Genomic DNA, 16,510 nt, shown 5'->3' on the forward strand with positions numbered 1-16,510 from the left:
GGGAACTCCGGATTTCCCCTCATGCCACTTCGACCGCGGAAGGCACAAGCGCAAGCGTCGATTCGAAAGCCTTATCGTCGAATGCCGGAACGGCGGTCTCCACTCCGATTGCGAGATGCGCCGCCGCTACGCCCTCACGCAGGGCTTCCGGCAGCGCCATTCCTTTCAGGAGCGCGGCGACGGATGCGCCGGCGAGCGCGTCGCCAGCGCCGGTGACGTCAACTATGTGGCGCGGCTTCGGCGGAACGACACGCCAGACCTTGCTCTGGTCGAAGGCGAGGACGGCTCGCTCACCCTCCGAGATCACGCCCCGGCCGAGACCGGCGCGTCGGAGCGCTGCGACGAATTGAACGGCGTCGTCCCCGCCGGCTTCCCCGGCTCTCGCCAGCAGGGCGGCCGCCTCGCGCCGGTTCATGAACAGGCAGGAGAGTTTCGGCAGAACGCCGGCGAGGCGCACGGCTTTCGCGGGCGAGATGGCTATGGCAAAAACCGGTATGCCGGCGGCGGCCGTCGTCAGACGCTCCAGCGCGGCGTCCGGCAAATTGGCGTCGGTCAGCAGCGCATCGGCGTCAAGAAGCTCGGCGCGGATCTTGGCGCGGCGCATCTGCTTGGGAAACGCCGTGTCGTAAAGGTCCATGTCGGCAAGTGCGGCGACCACATCGCCGTCGCGATCGAGCAGCGCCGTGTAGCTCGGCGTGGCGCGGTCGAGGAAGATGGCAGATGCGTCCGCGATCCCCTCCGCAGCCATGGTTTCCGCGACCCGCATACCGGCGCCGTCGCCGCCGCGCACAGACATCAGCGTGCCGCGTGCCCCCCGGCGCACCGCCGTGCGCAGGGCATTGAACGTGCCGCCGCCGACATCCTCGCGCATCGTACCGGGGATCGAGGCTCCCGCGACGAACTCGGCGGTCATGCGGCCACGCCGGTCTATATGGGCGCCGCCGACGGCGAAAATATGCGGGACGCGGAGAGTCGATGCCATGCAACACGCCTGAAAACCGGAGCGCGACCATAGGCGGCGTCAACGGAACGTGCAATTGCGACGGCGGGATCGGCCGGCATTTGATCCAGCGTCATCCGAGACGCCGTGCCATGCCCCGAAACCGGTGGCGCCACGCCTGCGATCGGTGCTTATTCTGAGCCGGAGGGGAAAACATGCGACCGACAGAATATCCGGATTTCGGCCTGACCGAGGAACAGCGCCACGAGGCGACCTTCGGTCATTACTATGAATATCCCGGCATGGATGGCGAGCGCGGGGAGATCTGGTGCTACACCGACCGCTTCTCCTATCGGCCGGGCGACACGGCGGCGTTCAAGGTCAGTTCCACCGCGCCGCGTTTCGACATCGCGATCGCGCGAGACGGCGCGGCTGAAACGCCTGTCTGGTCGCGATCCGGCATAGCGGCGCGCTGGCAGGACACGCCGGACCAGTGTTCGGTCGAAGGCTGCGGCTGGGAGACCACCTTCGAGCTGCCCATCCCTCCGGAATGGCCGTCCGGCGCCTACAAGGTGGCGTTGAAGGCTGATGGACGCGACGGAAGCCCGGTCACGAGCGAGCATATCTTCATTCTGTGTCCCGCGCGTCCGCAGCGCGGCCGTATCCTGCAGGTCGCCGCCACCGGCACCTGGACCGCCTACAACACCTGGGGCGGCTCGAATCATTATCAGGGCATCACCGGGCCGGGCCGCAATGAATATGCGCGGCAGGTCAGCACGCAGCGGCCGTGGTGCCGTGGCTTCGTGACGCTGCCCGCCGACGCGCCGCGCGTGCCGATCGAGATCGCGCTGCCGCCGATGACGAAGCCGCGCTATCCGCATATGGAATGGGCTTACGCTACCGGCCATTCCAAGAAATACGCATCGGCGGGCTGGGCGAGTTACGATTCGCACTTCTTCAAATGGGCGGATCGGACGGGCTGCGGCATCGACCTGATCAGCAACCACGAGCTGCATTTCTCGCCGGAAATCCTCGACGGCTACGACCTGATCGTCTGTGTCGGCCATGACGAATACTGGTCTTGGGAAATGCGCGATGCGGTCGACGCCTATCTGGAGAAGGGCGGGCGCGCGGCGCGTTTCGCCGGCAATTTCCTCTGGCAGACGCGGCTCGAGGACGAGGGCCGAAGGCAGGTCTGCTACAAATACAATGCCCGCAAGGAAGATCCGGTCTACCGCTCCGCCGATACCTCCCGCACCACCAATGCGTGGGACGCGCCTGAGGTCGGCCGCCCTGCGACATCGACCTTCGGGCTGAATGCGCTGAAGGGCGTCTACGCAGGTTGGGGCGGCTGCCTGCCGCGCGGCGTTCGCGGCTTTCCGATCTACCGTCCCGAGCACTGGGCGTTCAGGAACACCGGTCTCTATTATGGAGACGTGCTGGGGCAGGAGAGCCACATCTTCGGTTATGAGGTCGACGGGCTGGATCATGTCATCCGCAACGGCTTGCCGGAGCCGACCGGAACCGATAATCCGCCGGACGGCGTCCAAATCCTTGGCGTCGGCCTCGCCACGCAGGTCGAGGAGAGCGCCGATGTTCCGACCGGCTGGCTGAACGACGAGGATGGCCGTTTCGCCGCTGAAACGCTCTACGGCTCCCCGAGCGACGAGAACCTCGAAAAGGTGAAGCGCGGCAACGGCATGATCGTCAACTTCGCCAAGGGCAAGGGCGAGGTCTTCCACGCCGGAAGCTGCGAGTGGGTGGCCGGCCTGCTGCGCGGGGATGCGATGGTGGAAAGGGTGACGCAGAACGTCATGGACAGGTTTTTGGGGAAATCCGCATCGTGACGGCGCCGATCAAAAATCTCTTCTACTACACGCGCCTGCCGCGTCCGACGGTCGAGCGCGCCGAGGGTATCTATCTCTGGGACAAGGCCGGAAAGCGCTACATCGACGGGTCGAGCGGCGCGGTGAATGTCAATATCGGTCACGGCAACCGCAACGTGATCGACGCCGTATCGCGCCAGATGGACAAGGTCTGCTTCGCCTACACGATCCACTTCGAGAACGAGCCGGCGCTGGAACTCGCCGCCGATCTCGCGCGGCGCATCCCCGGGATGGATCGTATCTATTTCGTGTCAGGCGGCTCCGAGGCTGTCGAAGCCGCGCTGAAGCTGGCGCGGCAGTGGGCCGTCGCCATCGGCCAGCCGAAGCGCCGGATGATCATCGGCCGCATGCCGTCCTATCACGGCATCACGGTCGGCGCGCTGGGTGTGACCGGCGACCATGTGCTGACGGACGCCTTCGAGGACATCGGCCGCTATATGCCGCTGATCCCCGCGCCGATGATTCACCGCGACCGCGACAACCTGTCGGACGACGCGCGCGGCCTGCGCTATGCGGACATGCTGGAGGCGAAGCTTATCGAGGAAGGCCCCGAAAGCGTGCTCGCCTTCATCATGGAGCCGGTCGGCGGCGCGGCTACTGCCGGCCTCGTCGCGCCTGACAGCTATTATCGGCGCATCCGCGAGATCTGCGACCGCTATGGCATCCTGCTGATCCATGACGAGGTGATGAGCGGGGCAGGGCGCACCGGAAAATTCCTGGCCGGCGAGCATTGGAACTGCCGTCCTGACATCGTCATTCTGTCGAAGGGCCTGAGTTCCGGCTACCAGCCGCTCGGCGCCATCGCCGCGCCGGATCGCATCGTGGCGCCGATCATCGGCATGGGCGGCTTCCTTCACGGACACACCTATGCCGGCAATCCGGTCGCCTGTGCGGCGGGGCTGGCGGTGCTTGCCGAAACCGACAGGCTGGGCCTGATCGCGCGCGCGGAGGAAATGGGCGCGATCCTGCGTGCCGAGCTGGTGTCGATGGCGAAGCGGTTTCCCTTCGTCGCCGATATTCGCGGCAAGGGCCTGCTGCTCGGCGCGGATATCTACGCCGATCCCTTCACAAAGACCCCGCTGGCGCCGGAGAAATTCGCCAACACGCGGCTTATCGATCTCGCGTTCGAACGCGGGCTGATCGTCTATTCGCGGCGGGTCAAAGGCGGCGCTTTCGGCGACAATTTCATGGTCTGCCCGCCTTTGATCGTCACCCGGGAGCAGATCGGCGAGATCATGTCGATCCTCGGCGACTGCCTCCAGCTTCTGGCGGATGAATTCCACCTGCCGGTGGATGGCTGACATGGCTTCGGCGGATGGCGTTCGAATCCGGCAGGCCACCTCGGTGGATGCCGAGGAGATCCATCGCGCGCTGCTCACCCTTGCGACGCATATCGGCGACATCGCCAAGGTGAGGAGCACGCCTGAAGATCTGCGTCGCTACGGGTTCGGCGCCGATCCTGCCTTCGAATGCCTGATTGCCGAGAAAGCTGGAGAAACCGCCGGCATCTGTCTGTTCTTCCGAAGTTTTTCGACCTGGTTCGGCCGACCCGGCGTCTATGTGCAGGATCTGGTCGTTCACGACAGATTTCGGGGTTTGCGGATTGGCGAACGGCTCCTGCGCCGTGCGGCCGCGATCGCCAGGCAGCGCGGCTGCGTCTATCTGCGGCTCGCGGTCGACCATGAAAACCCGTCCGCGATGAAGTTCTATGAGCGGCTCGGGCTCGTGCACCGCTTTGACGATCTGATCTATGCCGCTTATGGCGAAGCCTTCGACGCGCTGGCAACCGAGCGGGGGGACGAGTCGTGAAAGCATTCTATGCCGAGGAGCAGAAACGCCACGATCCCAGGGCATTCCTGTCAAGCGGCGCGCCGCAGCCCAATCCGGAACAGCCGGAACGCGTCGAGAGGCTGCTGACCGGCGCGAGGGCGGCCGGCTGCGCGATCGAACGGCCCGCGGACTTTGGGCTGGCGCCGATCGCCGCCATCCATACGCCCGAATATCTGGCGTTCCTGAAGAACATCTTCGTGCGCTGGCAGCGCATCGAAGGCGCTTCCGAGGAAGTCATTCCGAACATCCATCCGCTGGCGCGCGACGGCTCCTATCCCGCTTCGGCAGTCGGGCAGGCGGGCTATCACATGGCGGACACGGCGTGCCCCATCTCTGCCGAAACCTTCGACAGCGCCTGCTGGAGTGCATGGAGCGCCGTGGCGGCGGCGGAAGCCGTAACGGGCGGAGAGTCGGCGGCTTACGCCCTTTGCCGGCCGCCGGGCCACCATGCCTTTGCCGATGTCGCCGGCGGTTTCTGCTTCCTCAACAATTCCGCCATAGCCGCCCAGCGCCTGCGCCGCACGGTCGAGCGCGTCGCGATCCTCGACGTGGATTTGCACCACGGCAACGGCACGCAGGGGATTTTCTATGCCCGCCCCGACGTGCTGACCGTGTCGCTGCATGCCGATCCCGTGCGTTTCTACCCGTTTTTCTGGGGACATGCGGACGAGCGTGGAGAGGGACCGGGCCTCGGCTACAACTACAATCTGCCGCTGCCGCGCAAATCCGGAGACGACGTGTTTCTCGAGGCGCTGAAAAATGCGTTCGAGCGCATTCGGGCGTTCGCGCCGGATGCGCTCGTCGTCGCGCTGGGTCTCGATGCCTTCGAGGGCGATCCGTTTGGCGGGCTTTCGGTGAGCACGCCAGGTTTCGCGCGCATCGGCGAGGCGATCGGCGGGCTGAAGCTGCCGAGCGTCATCGTGCAGGAAGGCGGCTATCTGTGCGACGCGCTTGGCGACAACCTGAGGTCGTTCCTGACCGGATTCGGCAACGCGCGCGGATAACCGGCCGCGTAAAGCGGCCGGTCCCTTCAGTTCGCGAGGGCGCGGGGCGGAAGAGCGTCGATCCCGAGCAGCGTGTTGATGGGCCGCGACTTCACCAGATCGGCGATGCTGTGGCGCATCAGGACCTCGAAAAACGCGCCGAGCGCCTCGCGCAGCGCCGCATTGAGACCGCAGGAATCAACGAGCGGACAGTCCGTAGCGTCATTCTCGAAGCACTCCGCCATGGCGAAATTCTCCTCGGTGACGCGAATGACGTCGAAGAGCGTGATGTCGGCGGCCGGACGGCCGAGCTTCACGCCGCCATTGCGGCCGCGAACAGTCGTCACCAGCCCGTTTTCGACGAGCGGCTGCAGGATCTTGAAAAGGAAGAGCTCCGATACGGAGTATGCGGCCGCGATCTCCGGAATGCGCGAGAGGTGGCCCTCATTGGCCGCGCAATACATCAGGATGCGGATGGCGTAGTTGGTTTGGCGCGTCAGGCGCATGGCACAGATTCCATTAAGCGTGGGTGGACTATGGCCCATAGATTAGAATAATTCCAGACATGATCGCCAAAAATATGAATGCGAATGTCAGGAATTTATGTTCAGCGGCATATGCCGCTCTTGCTCGCGTTCATATGGGAAGCTTGTGGCTTGAAATCATGGGACCAGCGCCGCAAATCCCTTGCCATGACAGAAACTAGACTCCCCGATCCTGCCGCTGCCGAGCCGCTTTCGGAGCAGGAGACCGCAAAGATCGCGATCCTGCGCCGGACCAAGATGCTGGCGACCGGCGCGCTCGTGGCCTGCGTGCTGCTTTTCATCGCGGCGAAACTGCTGGAAAGCCGCTGGCCGGTTTTCGGATTCGTCGCGGCCTTCGCCGAGGCGGCGACCATCGGCGGTCTGGCCGACTGGTATGCGGTAGTCGCCCTGTTCCGCCATCCGCTCGGCCTGCCGATCCCGCACACGGCGATCATCCCCGAGAATCAGGGCCGCATCGCGGACAATCTTGGACGATTCATCGAGAACAATTTTCTGGCGCCCGAACCGGTGCGCGCCAAGCTGCAACAGGTGGATTTCGCCGCGCTTGTGGCTGACTGGCTGTCCGACGGCGAGCGGGCGAGGGGCCTTTCCGGCTTCGTCGCCCGTCTCGTGCCGAAGATGCTCACCTCTGTCGAAGGCTCCGGCCTGCGCGACTTCGTCGGCAAGCGCCTGACGGAGCAGCTCGACCGGATCGAGGTGGCCCCGCTCGCCGCCGACCTGCTGTCGGCCTTCACGGCGGACCGCAGGCACCAGAAGCTGTTCGATCAGCTCACTCGCGCGCTGGGAAAATTCCTCAGCGACGAGAACGCCCTGGCGGTTATGCGGGAGAAGATCAGGCAGGAGCTGCCGACCGTCTTCAACATGTTCAAGGCGGACGCCTTTCTTCTCAGGAAGATCGTGGCGTCGGCCGACGCGCTGCTGGAAGAGGTGCGCGGCGACCCCCACCACCCGCTGCGTGGCGAGTTCGACCATTTCATCGACGGATTCATCGAGCGGCTCCGCAAGTCGAAGGATTACGCGAAGCGGGCCGAGCGGCTGAAGCGTGATTTCCTGGCGCGTCCCGAGCTGAAGGACCTCACCGAGGACATGTGGCAGAGCTTCCGCGCCTTCGTGGAGCAGGACGCGGCCTCGGACAACTCGGTCATCCGTCAGCATCTTTCGGGTATGTTTGTCGAGGTCGGCCGCCATCTGGCGACGGACGAGCAGATCCGCGCCGACATGAACCGGGGTTTTGTGGTGGCGCTCACCGCCTTCGTGGAGAATCAGAAAAGCGGCGTTTCGGCATTCATCGCCGATCAAGTGAAGGGCTGGGATCTGGCGCAGCTCGTGCGCGTCATCGAGACCAATGTCGGCCGCGACCTGCAATATATCCGCTTCAACGGCATGCTGGTCGGCGGCCTCGCCGGGCTGGTGCTCCACACGATCGAGCTGCTGTTCCTGCGCTGACCTCAGAACCGCGTGATGACGCTGATGCCCGTTCCCTCGAAGCGGTCCATGGCCATCAGCGCCGCCGGCGCTTCCTCCAGCGAGATGCGCTTGCCGACCAGCAGGTCAGGCGACAGCTTGCCGGCCGAGATCATGTCCAGCATCGGCTTGTAGCGGAACGCCTGCATGCCGTGGCTGCCGCGGATTTCCAGCTCGAAGGCGATCACCTTCGCCATGGGGATCGCCGCCTTGGCGTGGTCGCCGAGCATCAGGCCGACCTGCATGTGACGGCCGCGCCGGCGCAGGTTCGATACGGAGTTGAAGCATGTCGTCGGGTGGCCGAGCGCATCCATCGACATGTGCGCGCCGCCATTCGTGACCTGCTTCACCGCCTTGACGACATTCGGCGTTTCGCTGGCGTTGAGCGTCGCGACGGCGCCAAGCTGCTTTGCGAAAGCGAGCTTCTCGTCGCTGAGGTCGATCGCGACGACATTCGCGCCCATGGCGCTGGCGATCATGATGGCAGAAAGGCCGACGCCGCCGCAGCCATGCACCGCCACCCATTCGCCCGGCTGCACGCGCCCCTGATCTACGACGGCGCGGAACGACGTCACGAACCGGCAGCCGAGGCTCGCGGCCGTCGCGAACTCCATATCGTCCGGCAGGCGGATGAGATTGGTGTCGGCGTGGTCGATCGCGACATATTCCGCGAAGGAGCCCCATGCGGAAAAGCCAGGCTGGAACTGACGCTCGCAGACCTGATGGTTGCCGGAGGAACATTCGAAGCACTGGCCGCATGCTGCGACGAACGGCACCGTGACGCGGTCGCCGGTCTTCCAGCGTCCGACCGATTTTCCGGTCGCGGCTACCGTTCCCGCCAGCTCGTGCCCCGGCACATGCGGCAGGCGGACGTCCGGATCGTGTCCCATCCAGCCATGCCAGTCGCTGCGGCAGAGCCCGGTCGCCTCCACCTTGATGACCACGCCGTCATCGGCGGGCGCGGGATCCGGCACGGTCTCGACAGTCGGCGGCTGGCCAAAAACTTCGAAAAGGACGGCTTTCATTGCGATACTCCCGAACTGTCCGCCCTGATGCCGGCAGCGGACGTGCGGAAGTGGCTACACGCGCGAGCCACTGCGGACAAGGAGAAGATCGGGTTGCCGCGTTGCGCCAGCCGGCGTGACGGGCCTTGCTCAACGCTTGAGTGAAAGGCCCTTGAAGCTTGCCGTCTGGTCGCGGATCGCCGCTTCCGCCGGCAGGCGCTCCATGCTGGACGCGCCGTAGAAGCCGTGCATGCGCTCGCAATTGGAGAGGATGTAGGCCGCGTCGTCCGGCATCGAGATCGGGCCGCCATGACAAAGCATGATGACGTCCTTGCGCACGGAGCGCGCCGCTGCGGATATGGCGTCGATCTCTTTCACGCAATCGTCCAGCGATTTCGCGCTCGTAGCCCCGATCGTCCCGCCGGTCGTCACGCCCATATGCGCCACGATGATGTCCGCGCCGGCCTTCGCCATCGCCTTCGCTTCCTCGGGATTGAAGACGTAAGGCGTCGTCAGCAGGTCCATGGAATGCGCGAGCGCGATCATGTCGACCTCCAGCCCGTAGCCCATGCCGGTTTCCTCGAAACTCTGCCGCATCGCCCCGTCGAAAAGGCCGATGGTCGGAAAATTCTGGACCCCCGAAAAACCCATCTCCTTCAGTTCGGCGAGGAAACGCGGCATCAGCACGAACGGATCGGTGCCGTTGACGCCGGCCAGCACCGGCGTTTTCTTCACCACCGGCAGCACCTCGACCGCCATCTCCTTCACGATCTTGTTGGCGTTGCCGTAGGCGAGCAGGCCTGCCGCCGAGCCGCGCCCCGCCATGCGGTAGCGGCCGGAATTGTAGATGATGATGAGGTCGATGCCGCCGGCTTCCTCGGCCTTGGCCGAAAGCCCGGTGCCAGCGCCGCCGCCCACGATGGGCTTGCCCGCCTCGATCATGGCGCGGAATTTCGTCAGTATGTCCTTGCGCGGAATTGCCGGCATCGTCGTCTCGTCAGTTTGCGATTTCCTTGAAGGCCGCCACGGCGGCCTCGGCGAATTCAGGGTCGTTGATGTGCAACGGCAGCCGGATCAGACGCCGGTCGGGAGCCGCCTTCAGCGCCGTTTCGATCGCCTCGAAGAGCGCGTCGTCCGCTTCCGGATTCCAGAAGGCGTTGCCTTCGATATCGAGCGCCGACACGCCTTTCTCCGGGATCAGGAACCTGACCGGCCCGTTGCAGGCATTGAGTTTTCCGGCGATCCAGCGGCCGATTTCGCGGCACTCCTCCTGCGTCGTCCGCATCAGTGTCACGTTGGGGTTGTGCTTGTAGAACAGCCTGTCCCTGAAGTGTTCGGGGATCGTCGGCGGCGCCCAGAAATTCACCATGTCCAGCGCACCGACTGAGCCCACATAGGGAATGCCGGTGCGCGCGATCGCGCCGAACCTGTCCTGTGTGGCGGCCAGCACGCCGCCGACCAGCAGGTCGCAGACCTCCGTGGTCGTCATATCGAGCACGCCGGCAAGCAGACCGCTGTCGGCAAGCTTCTCCATGGAGCGGCCGCCCGTGCCGGTGGCGTGGAAGACCATGCAGTCATAGTCGCCGCGCAGGCGTTCGACCATCGCCGTCACGCACGGCGTGGTCACGCCGAACATGGTGAACCCGAGCGCCGGCTTGCCTTCCGTGCTTGCGGCCGGCGCCTTCGCCATCCCGGCGATGGCATGGGCGGCGTTGCGCAGGATGACGCGCGACAGCCGGTTGAGACCGGCCATGTCGGTGATGGACGGCATCATGACGATGTCGGAAACGTCCACATAGGGCGACACGTCGCCGGACGCGAGCGTCGACACCATGAGCTTTGGCAGGCCGAGCGGGAGCGCCCGCATCCCGGCCGTGATGATCGACGTGCCGCCGCCGCCGCCGATGCCCACGATCCCGGCAATATCGGTGCGGCTGGTGACGAAAGCGGCGAAGGCTTCTCCCATCCGCGCCACGGCGGTGCCGCGGTCGTCGCCGCTGAGAACCGCGTCGACGCCATCGGGATGGTGATCCGCGACCTCCCGGGCCGAAACGTCGACGGGCACGGTCGGCATGCGCGTCCCGACGTCAACGCGCACTGCTTCTGCCCCCGCTGCCGTGACGGCGTCAGCCAGATAGGCGAGTTCCTCGCCTTTCGTGTCGGCGGTGCCGGCGACGTAGATCCTCCCCATCGGTCCTCCCGCGCGACGTTCTCGCGTCGTATCCCGCCGTTCGCCGGCAGTTGCATGCAAAATGAGACGAGAGTATCGTATTGATATGGACGTCTCACGTCAACAAACGGAAACCCGCATTGAGCGTGGTCCCAGGGCGCGGACACGCAGGCTCATGCTTGCCGCCGCGACACGGCTGATGCAGGCGGGAACCATCCCGTCCGTCACCGATGTGGCGGAGGCTGCGGATGTCTCGCGCGCCACGGCCTATCGCTATTTCCCGTCGCAGGCCGCTCTGGTTCATGCCGTCGTCGACGAGGCGCTGGGACCTATCCTGGACTGGAAGTCGGGATCGCGAGACGCGCGCGTCCGCACGAAATCCCTGCTGACGGCGTCGATACCCCGCATCGAGGCATTCGAGGCGACCTTTCGCGCCGCGCTGAAACACGCGCTCGACCAATGGGCGATGCGCAACGCCGGCACCGAGAGCAGCGAGCCTCAATTCACGCGCGGCCATCGTATCGCGCTGCTGCGCGACGCGGTGGCCCCGCTTGCGGGCAGCATGGCGCCGCACATGCTCGACCGGCTTACCAAGGCGCTTTCGCTCCTGTTCGGCATCGAGGCGCTCATTATCCTGAAGGACATATGGGGCATGGAGGGCGAGGAGTCGAGGGAGGTTATTTTATGGGCGGCAGACCTTCTCGTCGCGTCCGCGGACAATCACGGGAGATGAAAAGTCACGACCGTTTGCGCCTTAACTGGTCCGACCAATCCTTGCGGTTATGGCTGGGGGCCGATTGGAAGCTTCTATGTTAAATCGATTACAACATCGCTTTGACGCTTGGAATAAAGGCGATAAGCTGCGATCTTGGGTGTCGAATTTGTGTTTGGAAGAAAGCCCTTGACCATCATCGACCATTGGTAATACCAGATTATCGTGATAAGGATGGCCGCCGGGAGGCAAGGAAAGGGCCTCGATCCGACTGTCGAAAGTCGAACACAGGGAGGTCGGATCGGGCAGGGACGAGGAACGGAGTCTGCCGTCTGGCAGTGTGCCGGAGGCGCAAAGGCGGCATCTGGCAGGGTGGAACGGAAGCGCGAAGGGAGGAGAACCGATATGCGCAAGGGATTGGCTGGCTTGTTGGCCGGTATTTCGATGCTGGCCTACAGCGGCTCGGCATGGTCGCAGGAATTGACGATATTTTGGGCGGAATGGGACCCGTCCAACTATCTTCAGGAACTTGCGAACGAGTACGAGAAGGAAACCGGCGTCAAGGTCACGGTCGAGACGACGCCGTGGTCGGATTTCCAGACGAAGGCCTTCACCGAGTTCAACGCGAAGGGATCGGCCTATGACATGGTCGTCGGCGACTCCCAGTGGATCGGCGCGGCTTCCGAGGCTGGTCACTATGTCGACCTGACCGACTTCTTCAACAAGCACAAGCTGAACGAGACGATGGCGCCGGCCACCGTGAAGTATTATTCGGAATACCCGTCCGCTTCCGGCAAATACTGGTCGGTTCCGGCCGAGGGTGACGCCGTGGGCTGGTCCTATCGCAAGGACTGGTTCGAGGACCCCAAGGAAATGGAAGCGTTCAAGGCCAAGTACGGCTACGACCTCGCGCCGCCGAAGGACTGGAAGGAGTTGCGCGACATCGCCGAGTTCTTCCACCGCCCGGACGAGAAGCGCTACGGCATCGCCATCTACACCGACAATTCCTATGACGCGCTGGTGATGGGTGTCGAAAACGCCATCTTCTCTTATGGCGGCGAGCTTGGCGACTATGCCAATTACAAGGTCGACGGCATCGTCAATTCCGATAAGAACGTCAAGGCGCTCGAAATGTATCGCGAGCTCTATGGCTTTACGCCTCCTGGCTGGGCAAAGTCGTTCTTCATCGAGGATAACCAGGCGATCACCGAAGGCTTGGCGGCGATGAGCATGAACTACTTCGCCTTCTTCCCGGCACTCGTGAACGAGGCCTCGAACCCGCACGCCAAGAACACCGGTTTCTTCGCCAATCCGGCTGGTCCTGACGGCGACCAGTATGCGGCGCTCGGCGGGCAGGGCATCTCGATCGTGTCCTATTCGCAGAATCAGGAAGAGGCGTTCAAGTTCCTCGAGTGGTTCGTGAAGGACGAGACCCAGAAGCGCTGGGCCGAGCTTGGCGGCTATACCTGCAACGTCTCGGTTCTCGAAAGCGCCGAGTTCCAGAACGCCACGCCGTATAACAAGGCGTTCTACGACACCATGTTCAAGGTGAAGGATTTCTGGGCGACGCCGGAATATGCCGAACTGCTGATCCAGATGAACCAGCGCGTCTACCCGTTCGTGACGGCGGGGCAGGGCACCGCGAAGGAAGCGCTTGATAACCTCGCGGCGGACTGGAACGCCACGTTCAAGAAATACAACCGTCCGCAGAACTGAGGACGACAGATCCGGAGGGGGCGGCAGTCCCGCCCCCTCCGTTTTCTTTCCGGAATGCTCTCAGGGGAGGAGAGTCGGTGGCCACAGCCGTCATGACAAGGCTTGATCCGAAATCGCGCGCCGCCTCCCGCGGCATGAGCGATATCACGATCCGCAACCTCTTCATCATTCCGACGATCCTGTTCCTGATCGTCTTCAACATCTTCCCGCTGATCTATTCGCTGGGTTATTCGTTCACCGACTTCCGCGCCAATACGAATACCGGCTGGAATTTCGTCGGCCTTCAGAATTACCGTGAACTGCTCAACGACCCCTTCATCTGGTCGAATTTCTCGATCACGGCGAAATACGTCATCGTCTCGGTGGTCGGGCAGGTCGCGGTCGGCTTCGGCGTGGCGATGCTGCTCAACCGCGAAATCCCGTTCAAGGGGCTTATCACGACGCTGCTTCTGCTGCCTATGATGCTGTCGATGGCCGTCGTGGGCCTGTTCTGGAAGCTGCTCTACGATCCGTCCTTCGGCATCATCAACTATGCGCTCGGCCTCGGCACCTTCGAATGGCTGTCGAACCCGGACATGGCTCTTTATGCCGTCGCCATCACCGATATCTGGATGTGGTCGCCTTTCGTGATGCTGCTCTCGCTGGCCGGGCTGTCCGCTGTGCCGAAGCATCTCTACGAGGCCGCCGCCATCGACCGTGCGGGACCGTTCTACACCTTCTTCCGCATCACGCTGCCGCTTGTCGCGCCGATCCTGATGATCGCCATCATCTTCCGCACCATGGAGGCCTTCAAAACCTTCGACCTGGCCTACATCCTGACAAGCCAGCCGACGACCGAGGTGATCTCGATACGGCTCTACAAGATGGCGTTCCAGGAATGGCAGACGGGCCGCTCCTGCGCGCTGGCCTACATCGTGCTCGTCATGGTGCTTGCCATCACCAACATCTACGTCAAATATCTAAACAAGGTGAAGGAGCGCTGAGACGACCATGGCCGCCGTCACCACATCCTCCGAACGCACGCTGAACAAGCTCGCCATCGTCGGCGTGCTGATCGTGACGCTGATCTTCCTGGCGCCGATCTACTGGATCGCCTCCACGGCCTTCAAGCCGCGCAACCTGTCGACCACCATTCCGCCGACGGTCGTGTTCACGCCCGAAATCTCGCCATGGGTGAAGCTCTTCACCAAGCGCTCGCAGATGCGGGCGCCGGTCAACCCCGAGGAATACGAAGCCGCGCCCTGGTGGGAGCGACTGGTTTTCGACGGCGGCGAGAAGGTGGTGCGTGACGGCAGGGGCAATGTGCAGTGGTCGGGCTACCCCAGCCGCTTCATGAACTCGCTGATCGTGGCCATCGTCTCGACGGTGCTGGCGGTCGGCATGGGCACCTTCACGGCCTACGGCTTCTCGCGTTTCAAGGTGAAGGGGGAGGGCGACCTGCTCTTCTTCATCCTGTCGACCAGAATGCTGCCACCCGTGGTGGTGGCTATCCCGATGTTCCTGATGTACCGGGTCGTCGGCCTCAACGACACGCATTGGGGCCTGATCATCCTCTACACGGCCTTCAACCTGTCCTTCTCGGTCTGGCTGATGAAGGGCTTCATGGACGAAATCCCGAAGGAATATGAGGAGGCTGCGCTCGTCGACGGCTACACGCGCATGCAGGCTTTCTTCAAGGTCGTGCTGCCGGAGGCCGCCACCGGCATCGCCGCGACCGCCGTGTTCTGCTTCATCACGGCGTGGAACGAATATGCCTTCGCGCTCATCATGACGAACCGCCGCGCCCAGACCGCGCCGCCCTTCATCCCTTCGCAGGTCGGCTCCGGCCTGCCCGACTGGACCGTCATCGCGGCCGGCACGCTGCTGTTCCTGCTGCCGGTGGCCGTCTTCACCTTCCTGCTCCGCAAGCATCTCCTGCGCGGCGTTACGTTCGGAGCGATCCGCAAATGATACGGTCGGACAAGCTTCAGAGGGTAGCGGAAATCGTCATGGTTCTCGGCATCGTGGCGCTTTGCCAGCCGTGGAACCTGTTCCTTCACCGCTACGGCCTCACCATCGTCATTGTCGGTCTGATCACCTTCATGCTGACCAACTGGTTCGGGTCGAAGCCCGAGGCGGCGCCGAAGGCCGAGCACGGGGAAGGTCACTGATGACCCAGATCGAGCTACGCGGCGTCCAGAAGTTCTTCGGGGCGGTGCAGGTAATCAAGGACCTCAACCTGAAGATCGAGGACAACGAGTTCATCGTGCTGCTCGGCCAGTCCGGCTGCGGCAAGACGACCACGCTGCGCGCCATTGCCGGGCTGGAGACCATCGACGAGGGCGACATCCTCATCGACGGCCAGCCCGTCCAGCACCTCAAGTGCTCGGACCGGGACATCGCCATGGTGTTCCAGTCCTTCTCGCTCTACCCCCACATGACCGTCTACGAGAACATCGCCTTCCCGCTCAGGGCTACGCGCATGAGCAAGGGCGAGGTCGACAAGGCGGTGCGCGAGATCGCCAAAATCCTGCGCATCACCGAGCTTCTGGACAAGAAGCCCTCGGCGCTTTCGGGCGGCGACATGCAGCGTGTGGCGATCGGCCGGGCTCTCGTCAGGCGGCCCAAGGCCATGCTGATGGACGAGCCGATCGGCGCGCTCGACGCCAAGCTGCGCGAGGAAATGCGCGCCGAGATCAAGCGGCTGCATCTGAAGCAGGGCTCGACCACCATCTACGTCACCCATGACCAGATCGAGGCTATGAGCCTCGCGGACCGCATCGTCATCATGCACGAAGGCGTTCTGCAGCAGGTCGGCTCGCCGGCGGAAGTCTACGCACACCCGACCAACATGTTCGTAGCGCAGTTCGTCGGCAGCCCGGTGATGAACATCGCCGACGCCACCGTTTCCTCCGCCGGCAAGGAAGCCACAGTCGCCGTCGACGGCACAGGAGAGGGCTTTGCCTTTCCCATCCAGCTCCTCGGCATGCTCGACGCTGCGAATGGCAGCAAGGACAGGCTGGCGCTCGGCATCCGGCCGGAAGGCGTTCTGGTGGCCCGCGAGCCGCAGCAGGGATATCTGCCGGTCGAGGCCCACATCATCGAACCGCTCGGCTCCTACGACATCGTCGATCTCAAGGTCGGCTCACAGATGCTTCGCGCTCGCACCCGTTCGGGCTTCGTGCCGCAGGCCGGCGAGCGCGTCTTCGCCCGCATCGACCCCGCCCAGGCCCATTTCTTCGACAAGGCGAGCGGCAACTCGCTCGGCGTGAGGCTCTGAA

16 protein-coding genes are annotated in these 16,510 nt (G+C 63.8%); 11 read left to right on the forward strand and 5 right to left on the reverse strand.

The features are described from left to right. Positions 1 to 19: 19 nt before the first annotated feature. Complete coding sequence (locus tag M9955_21060) at positions 20 to 982, reverse strand: carbohydrate kinase family protein (protein MCO5084134.1); 963 nt, start codon at positions 980 to 982, stop codon at positions 20 to 22. A 173-nt stretch (positions 983 to 1,155) separates the two neighbouring features. Between M9955_21060 and M9955_21065 the strand changes: the two genes are divergently transcribed. The 4 genes from M9955_21065 to M9955_21080 are packed head-to-tail and all read left to right on the forward strand — an operon-like array spanning position 1,156 to position 5,660. Continuing rightward, the gene (locus M9955_21065) at positions 1,156 to 2,787 is read left to right on the forward strand and encodes a hypothetical protein (protein ID MCO5084135.1); all 1,632 of its coding nucleotides are present in this window, start codon (positions 1,156 to 1,158) and stop codon (positions 2,785 to 2,787) included. Then, the gene (locus M9955_21070; protein ID MCO5084136.1) at positions 2,784 to 4,127 is read left to right on the forward strand and encodes an aspartate aminotransferase family protein; all 1,344 of its coding nucleotides are present in this window, start codon (positions 2,784 to 2,786) and stop codon (positions 4,125 to 4,127) included. Before M9955_21065 ends, M9955_21070 begins: the two co-directional genes overlap by 4 nt. Position 4,128: 1 nt before the next feature. Continuing rightward, positions 4,129 to 4,635 (forward strand): GNAT family N-acetyltransferase, encoded by a 507-nt coding sequence (locus M9955_21075; GenBank protein MCO5084137.1) that lies wholly within the window; start codon positions 4,129 to 4,131, stop codon positions 4,633 to 4,635. After that, the gene (locus tag M9955_21080; GenBank protein ID MCO5084138.1) at positions 4,632 to 5,660 is read left to right on the forward strand and encodes a histone deacetylase family protein; all 1,029 of its coding nucleotides are present in this window, start codon (positions 4,632 to 4,634) and stop codon (positions 5,658 to 5,660) included. Before M9955_21075 ends, M9955_21080 begins: the two co-directional genes overlap by 4 nt. A gap of 26 nt (positions 5,661 to 5,686) precedes the next feature. Here the strand turns inward: M9955_21080 and rirA are convergent, their stop codons facing one another. Continuing rightward, positions 5,687 to 6,145: an iron-responsive transcriptional regulator RirA gene (gene rirA, locus M9955_21085; protein ID MCO5084139.1), complete on the reverse strand. Its 459-nt coding sequence runs from the start codon at positions 6,143 to 6,145 to the stop codon at positions 5,687 to 5,689. A 186-nt stretch (positions 6,146 to 6,331) separates the two neighbouring features. On the opposite strand from rirA, the gene M9955_21090 reads away from it, so the two are divergent. Further along, positions 6,332 to 7,630, forward strand: a complete 1,299-nt coding sequence (locus M9955_21090; GenBank protein MCO5084140.1) for a DUF445 family protein — start codon at positions 6,332 to 6,334, stop codon at positions 7,628 to 7,630. 2 nt (positions 7,631 to 7,632) lie between these two features. Here the strand turns inward: M9955_21090 and M9955_21095 are convergent, their stop codons facing one another. The 3 genes from M9955_21095 to M9955_21105 all read right to left on the reverse strand — a co-directional run bounded on the left by M9955_21095 (position 7,633) and on the right by M9955_21105 (position 10,843). After that, positions 7,633 to 8,673 (reverse strand): zinc-dependent alcohol dehydrogenase family protein, encoded by a 1,041-nt coding sequence (locus tag M9955_21095; protein ID MCO5084141.1) that lies wholly within the window; start codon positions 8,671 to 8,673, stop codon positions 7,633 to 7,635. 129 nt (positions 8,674 to 8,802) lie between these two features. Continuing rightward, positions 8,803 to 9,639 carry a phosphoenolpyruvate hydrolase family protein gene (locus M9955_21100; GenBank protein MCO5084142.1) on the reverse strand — a complete coding sequence of 279 codons (837 nt, stop codon included), beginning with the start codon at positions 9,637 to 9,639 and terminating at the stop codon, positions 8,803 to 8,805. 10 nt (positions 9,640 to 9,649) lie between these two features. After that, the gene (locus M9955_21105) at positions 9,650 to 10,843 is read right to left on the reverse strand and encodes a Tm-1-like ATP-binding domain-containing protein (GenBank protein ID MCO5084143.1); all 1,194 of its coding nucleotides are present in this window, start codon (positions 10,841 to 10,843) and stop codon (positions 9,650 to 9,652) included. Between the two features lie 85 nt (positions 10,844 to 10,928). On the opposite strand from M9955_21105, the gene M9955_21110 reads away from it, so the two are divergent. The 6 genes from M9955_21110 to M9955_21135 all read left to right on the forward strand — a co-directional run bounded on the left by M9955_21110 (position 10,929) and on the right by M9955_21135 (position 16,509). Further along, positions 10,929 to 11,555, forward strand: a complete 627-nt coding sequence (locus tag M9955_21110) for a TetR/AcrR family transcriptional regulator (protein ID MCO5084144.1) — start codon at positions 10,929 to 10,931, stop codon at positions 11,553 to 11,555. Between the two features lie 384 nt (positions 11,556 to 11,939). Then, positions 11,940 to 13,250, forward strand: coding sequence for an extracellular solute-binding protein (locus M9955_21115; protein MCO5084145.1), 1,311 nt, complete (start codon positions 11,940 to 11,942; stop codon positions 13,248 to 13,250). Positions 13,251 to 13,327: 77 nt separating this feature from the next. Beyond that, positions 13,328 to 14,233: a sugar ABC transporter permease gene (locus tag M9955_21120; GenBank protein ID MCO5084146.1), complete on the forward strand. Its 906-nt coding sequence runs from the start codon at positions 13,328 to 13,330 to the stop codon at positions 14,231 to 14,233. Between the two features lie 7 nt (positions 14,234 to 14,240). Then, on the forward strand, positions 14,241 to 15,200 hold the full coding sequence (locus M9955_21125) for a carbohydrate ABC transporter permease (GenBank protein MCO5084147.1): 960 nt from the start codon (positions 14,241 to 14,243) through the stop codon (positions 15,198 to 15,200). Then, positions 15,197 to 15,400: a hypothetical protein gene (locus M9955_21130; protein ID MCO5084148.1), complete on the forward strand. Its 204-nt coding sequence runs from the start codon at positions 15,197 to 15,199 to the stop codon at positions 15,398 to 15,400. Before M9955_21125 ends, M9955_21130 begins: the two co-directional genes overlap by 4 nt. Continuing rightward, positions 15,400 to 16,509, forward strand: coding sequence for an ABC transporter ATP-binding protein (locus M9955_21135; GenBank protein ID MCO5084149.1), 1,110 nt, complete (start codon positions 15,400 to 15,402; stop codon positions 16,507 to 16,509). Before M9955_21130 ends, M9955_21135 begins: the two co-directional genes overlap by 1 nt. Position 16,510: the final 1 nt, after the last annotated feature.

This window comes from Rhizobiaceae bacterium (genome assembly GCA_023953845.1).
Taxonomy (GTDB): Bacteria; Pseudomonadota; Alphaproteobacteria; order Rhizobiales; family Rhizobiaceae; genus Arvimicrobium.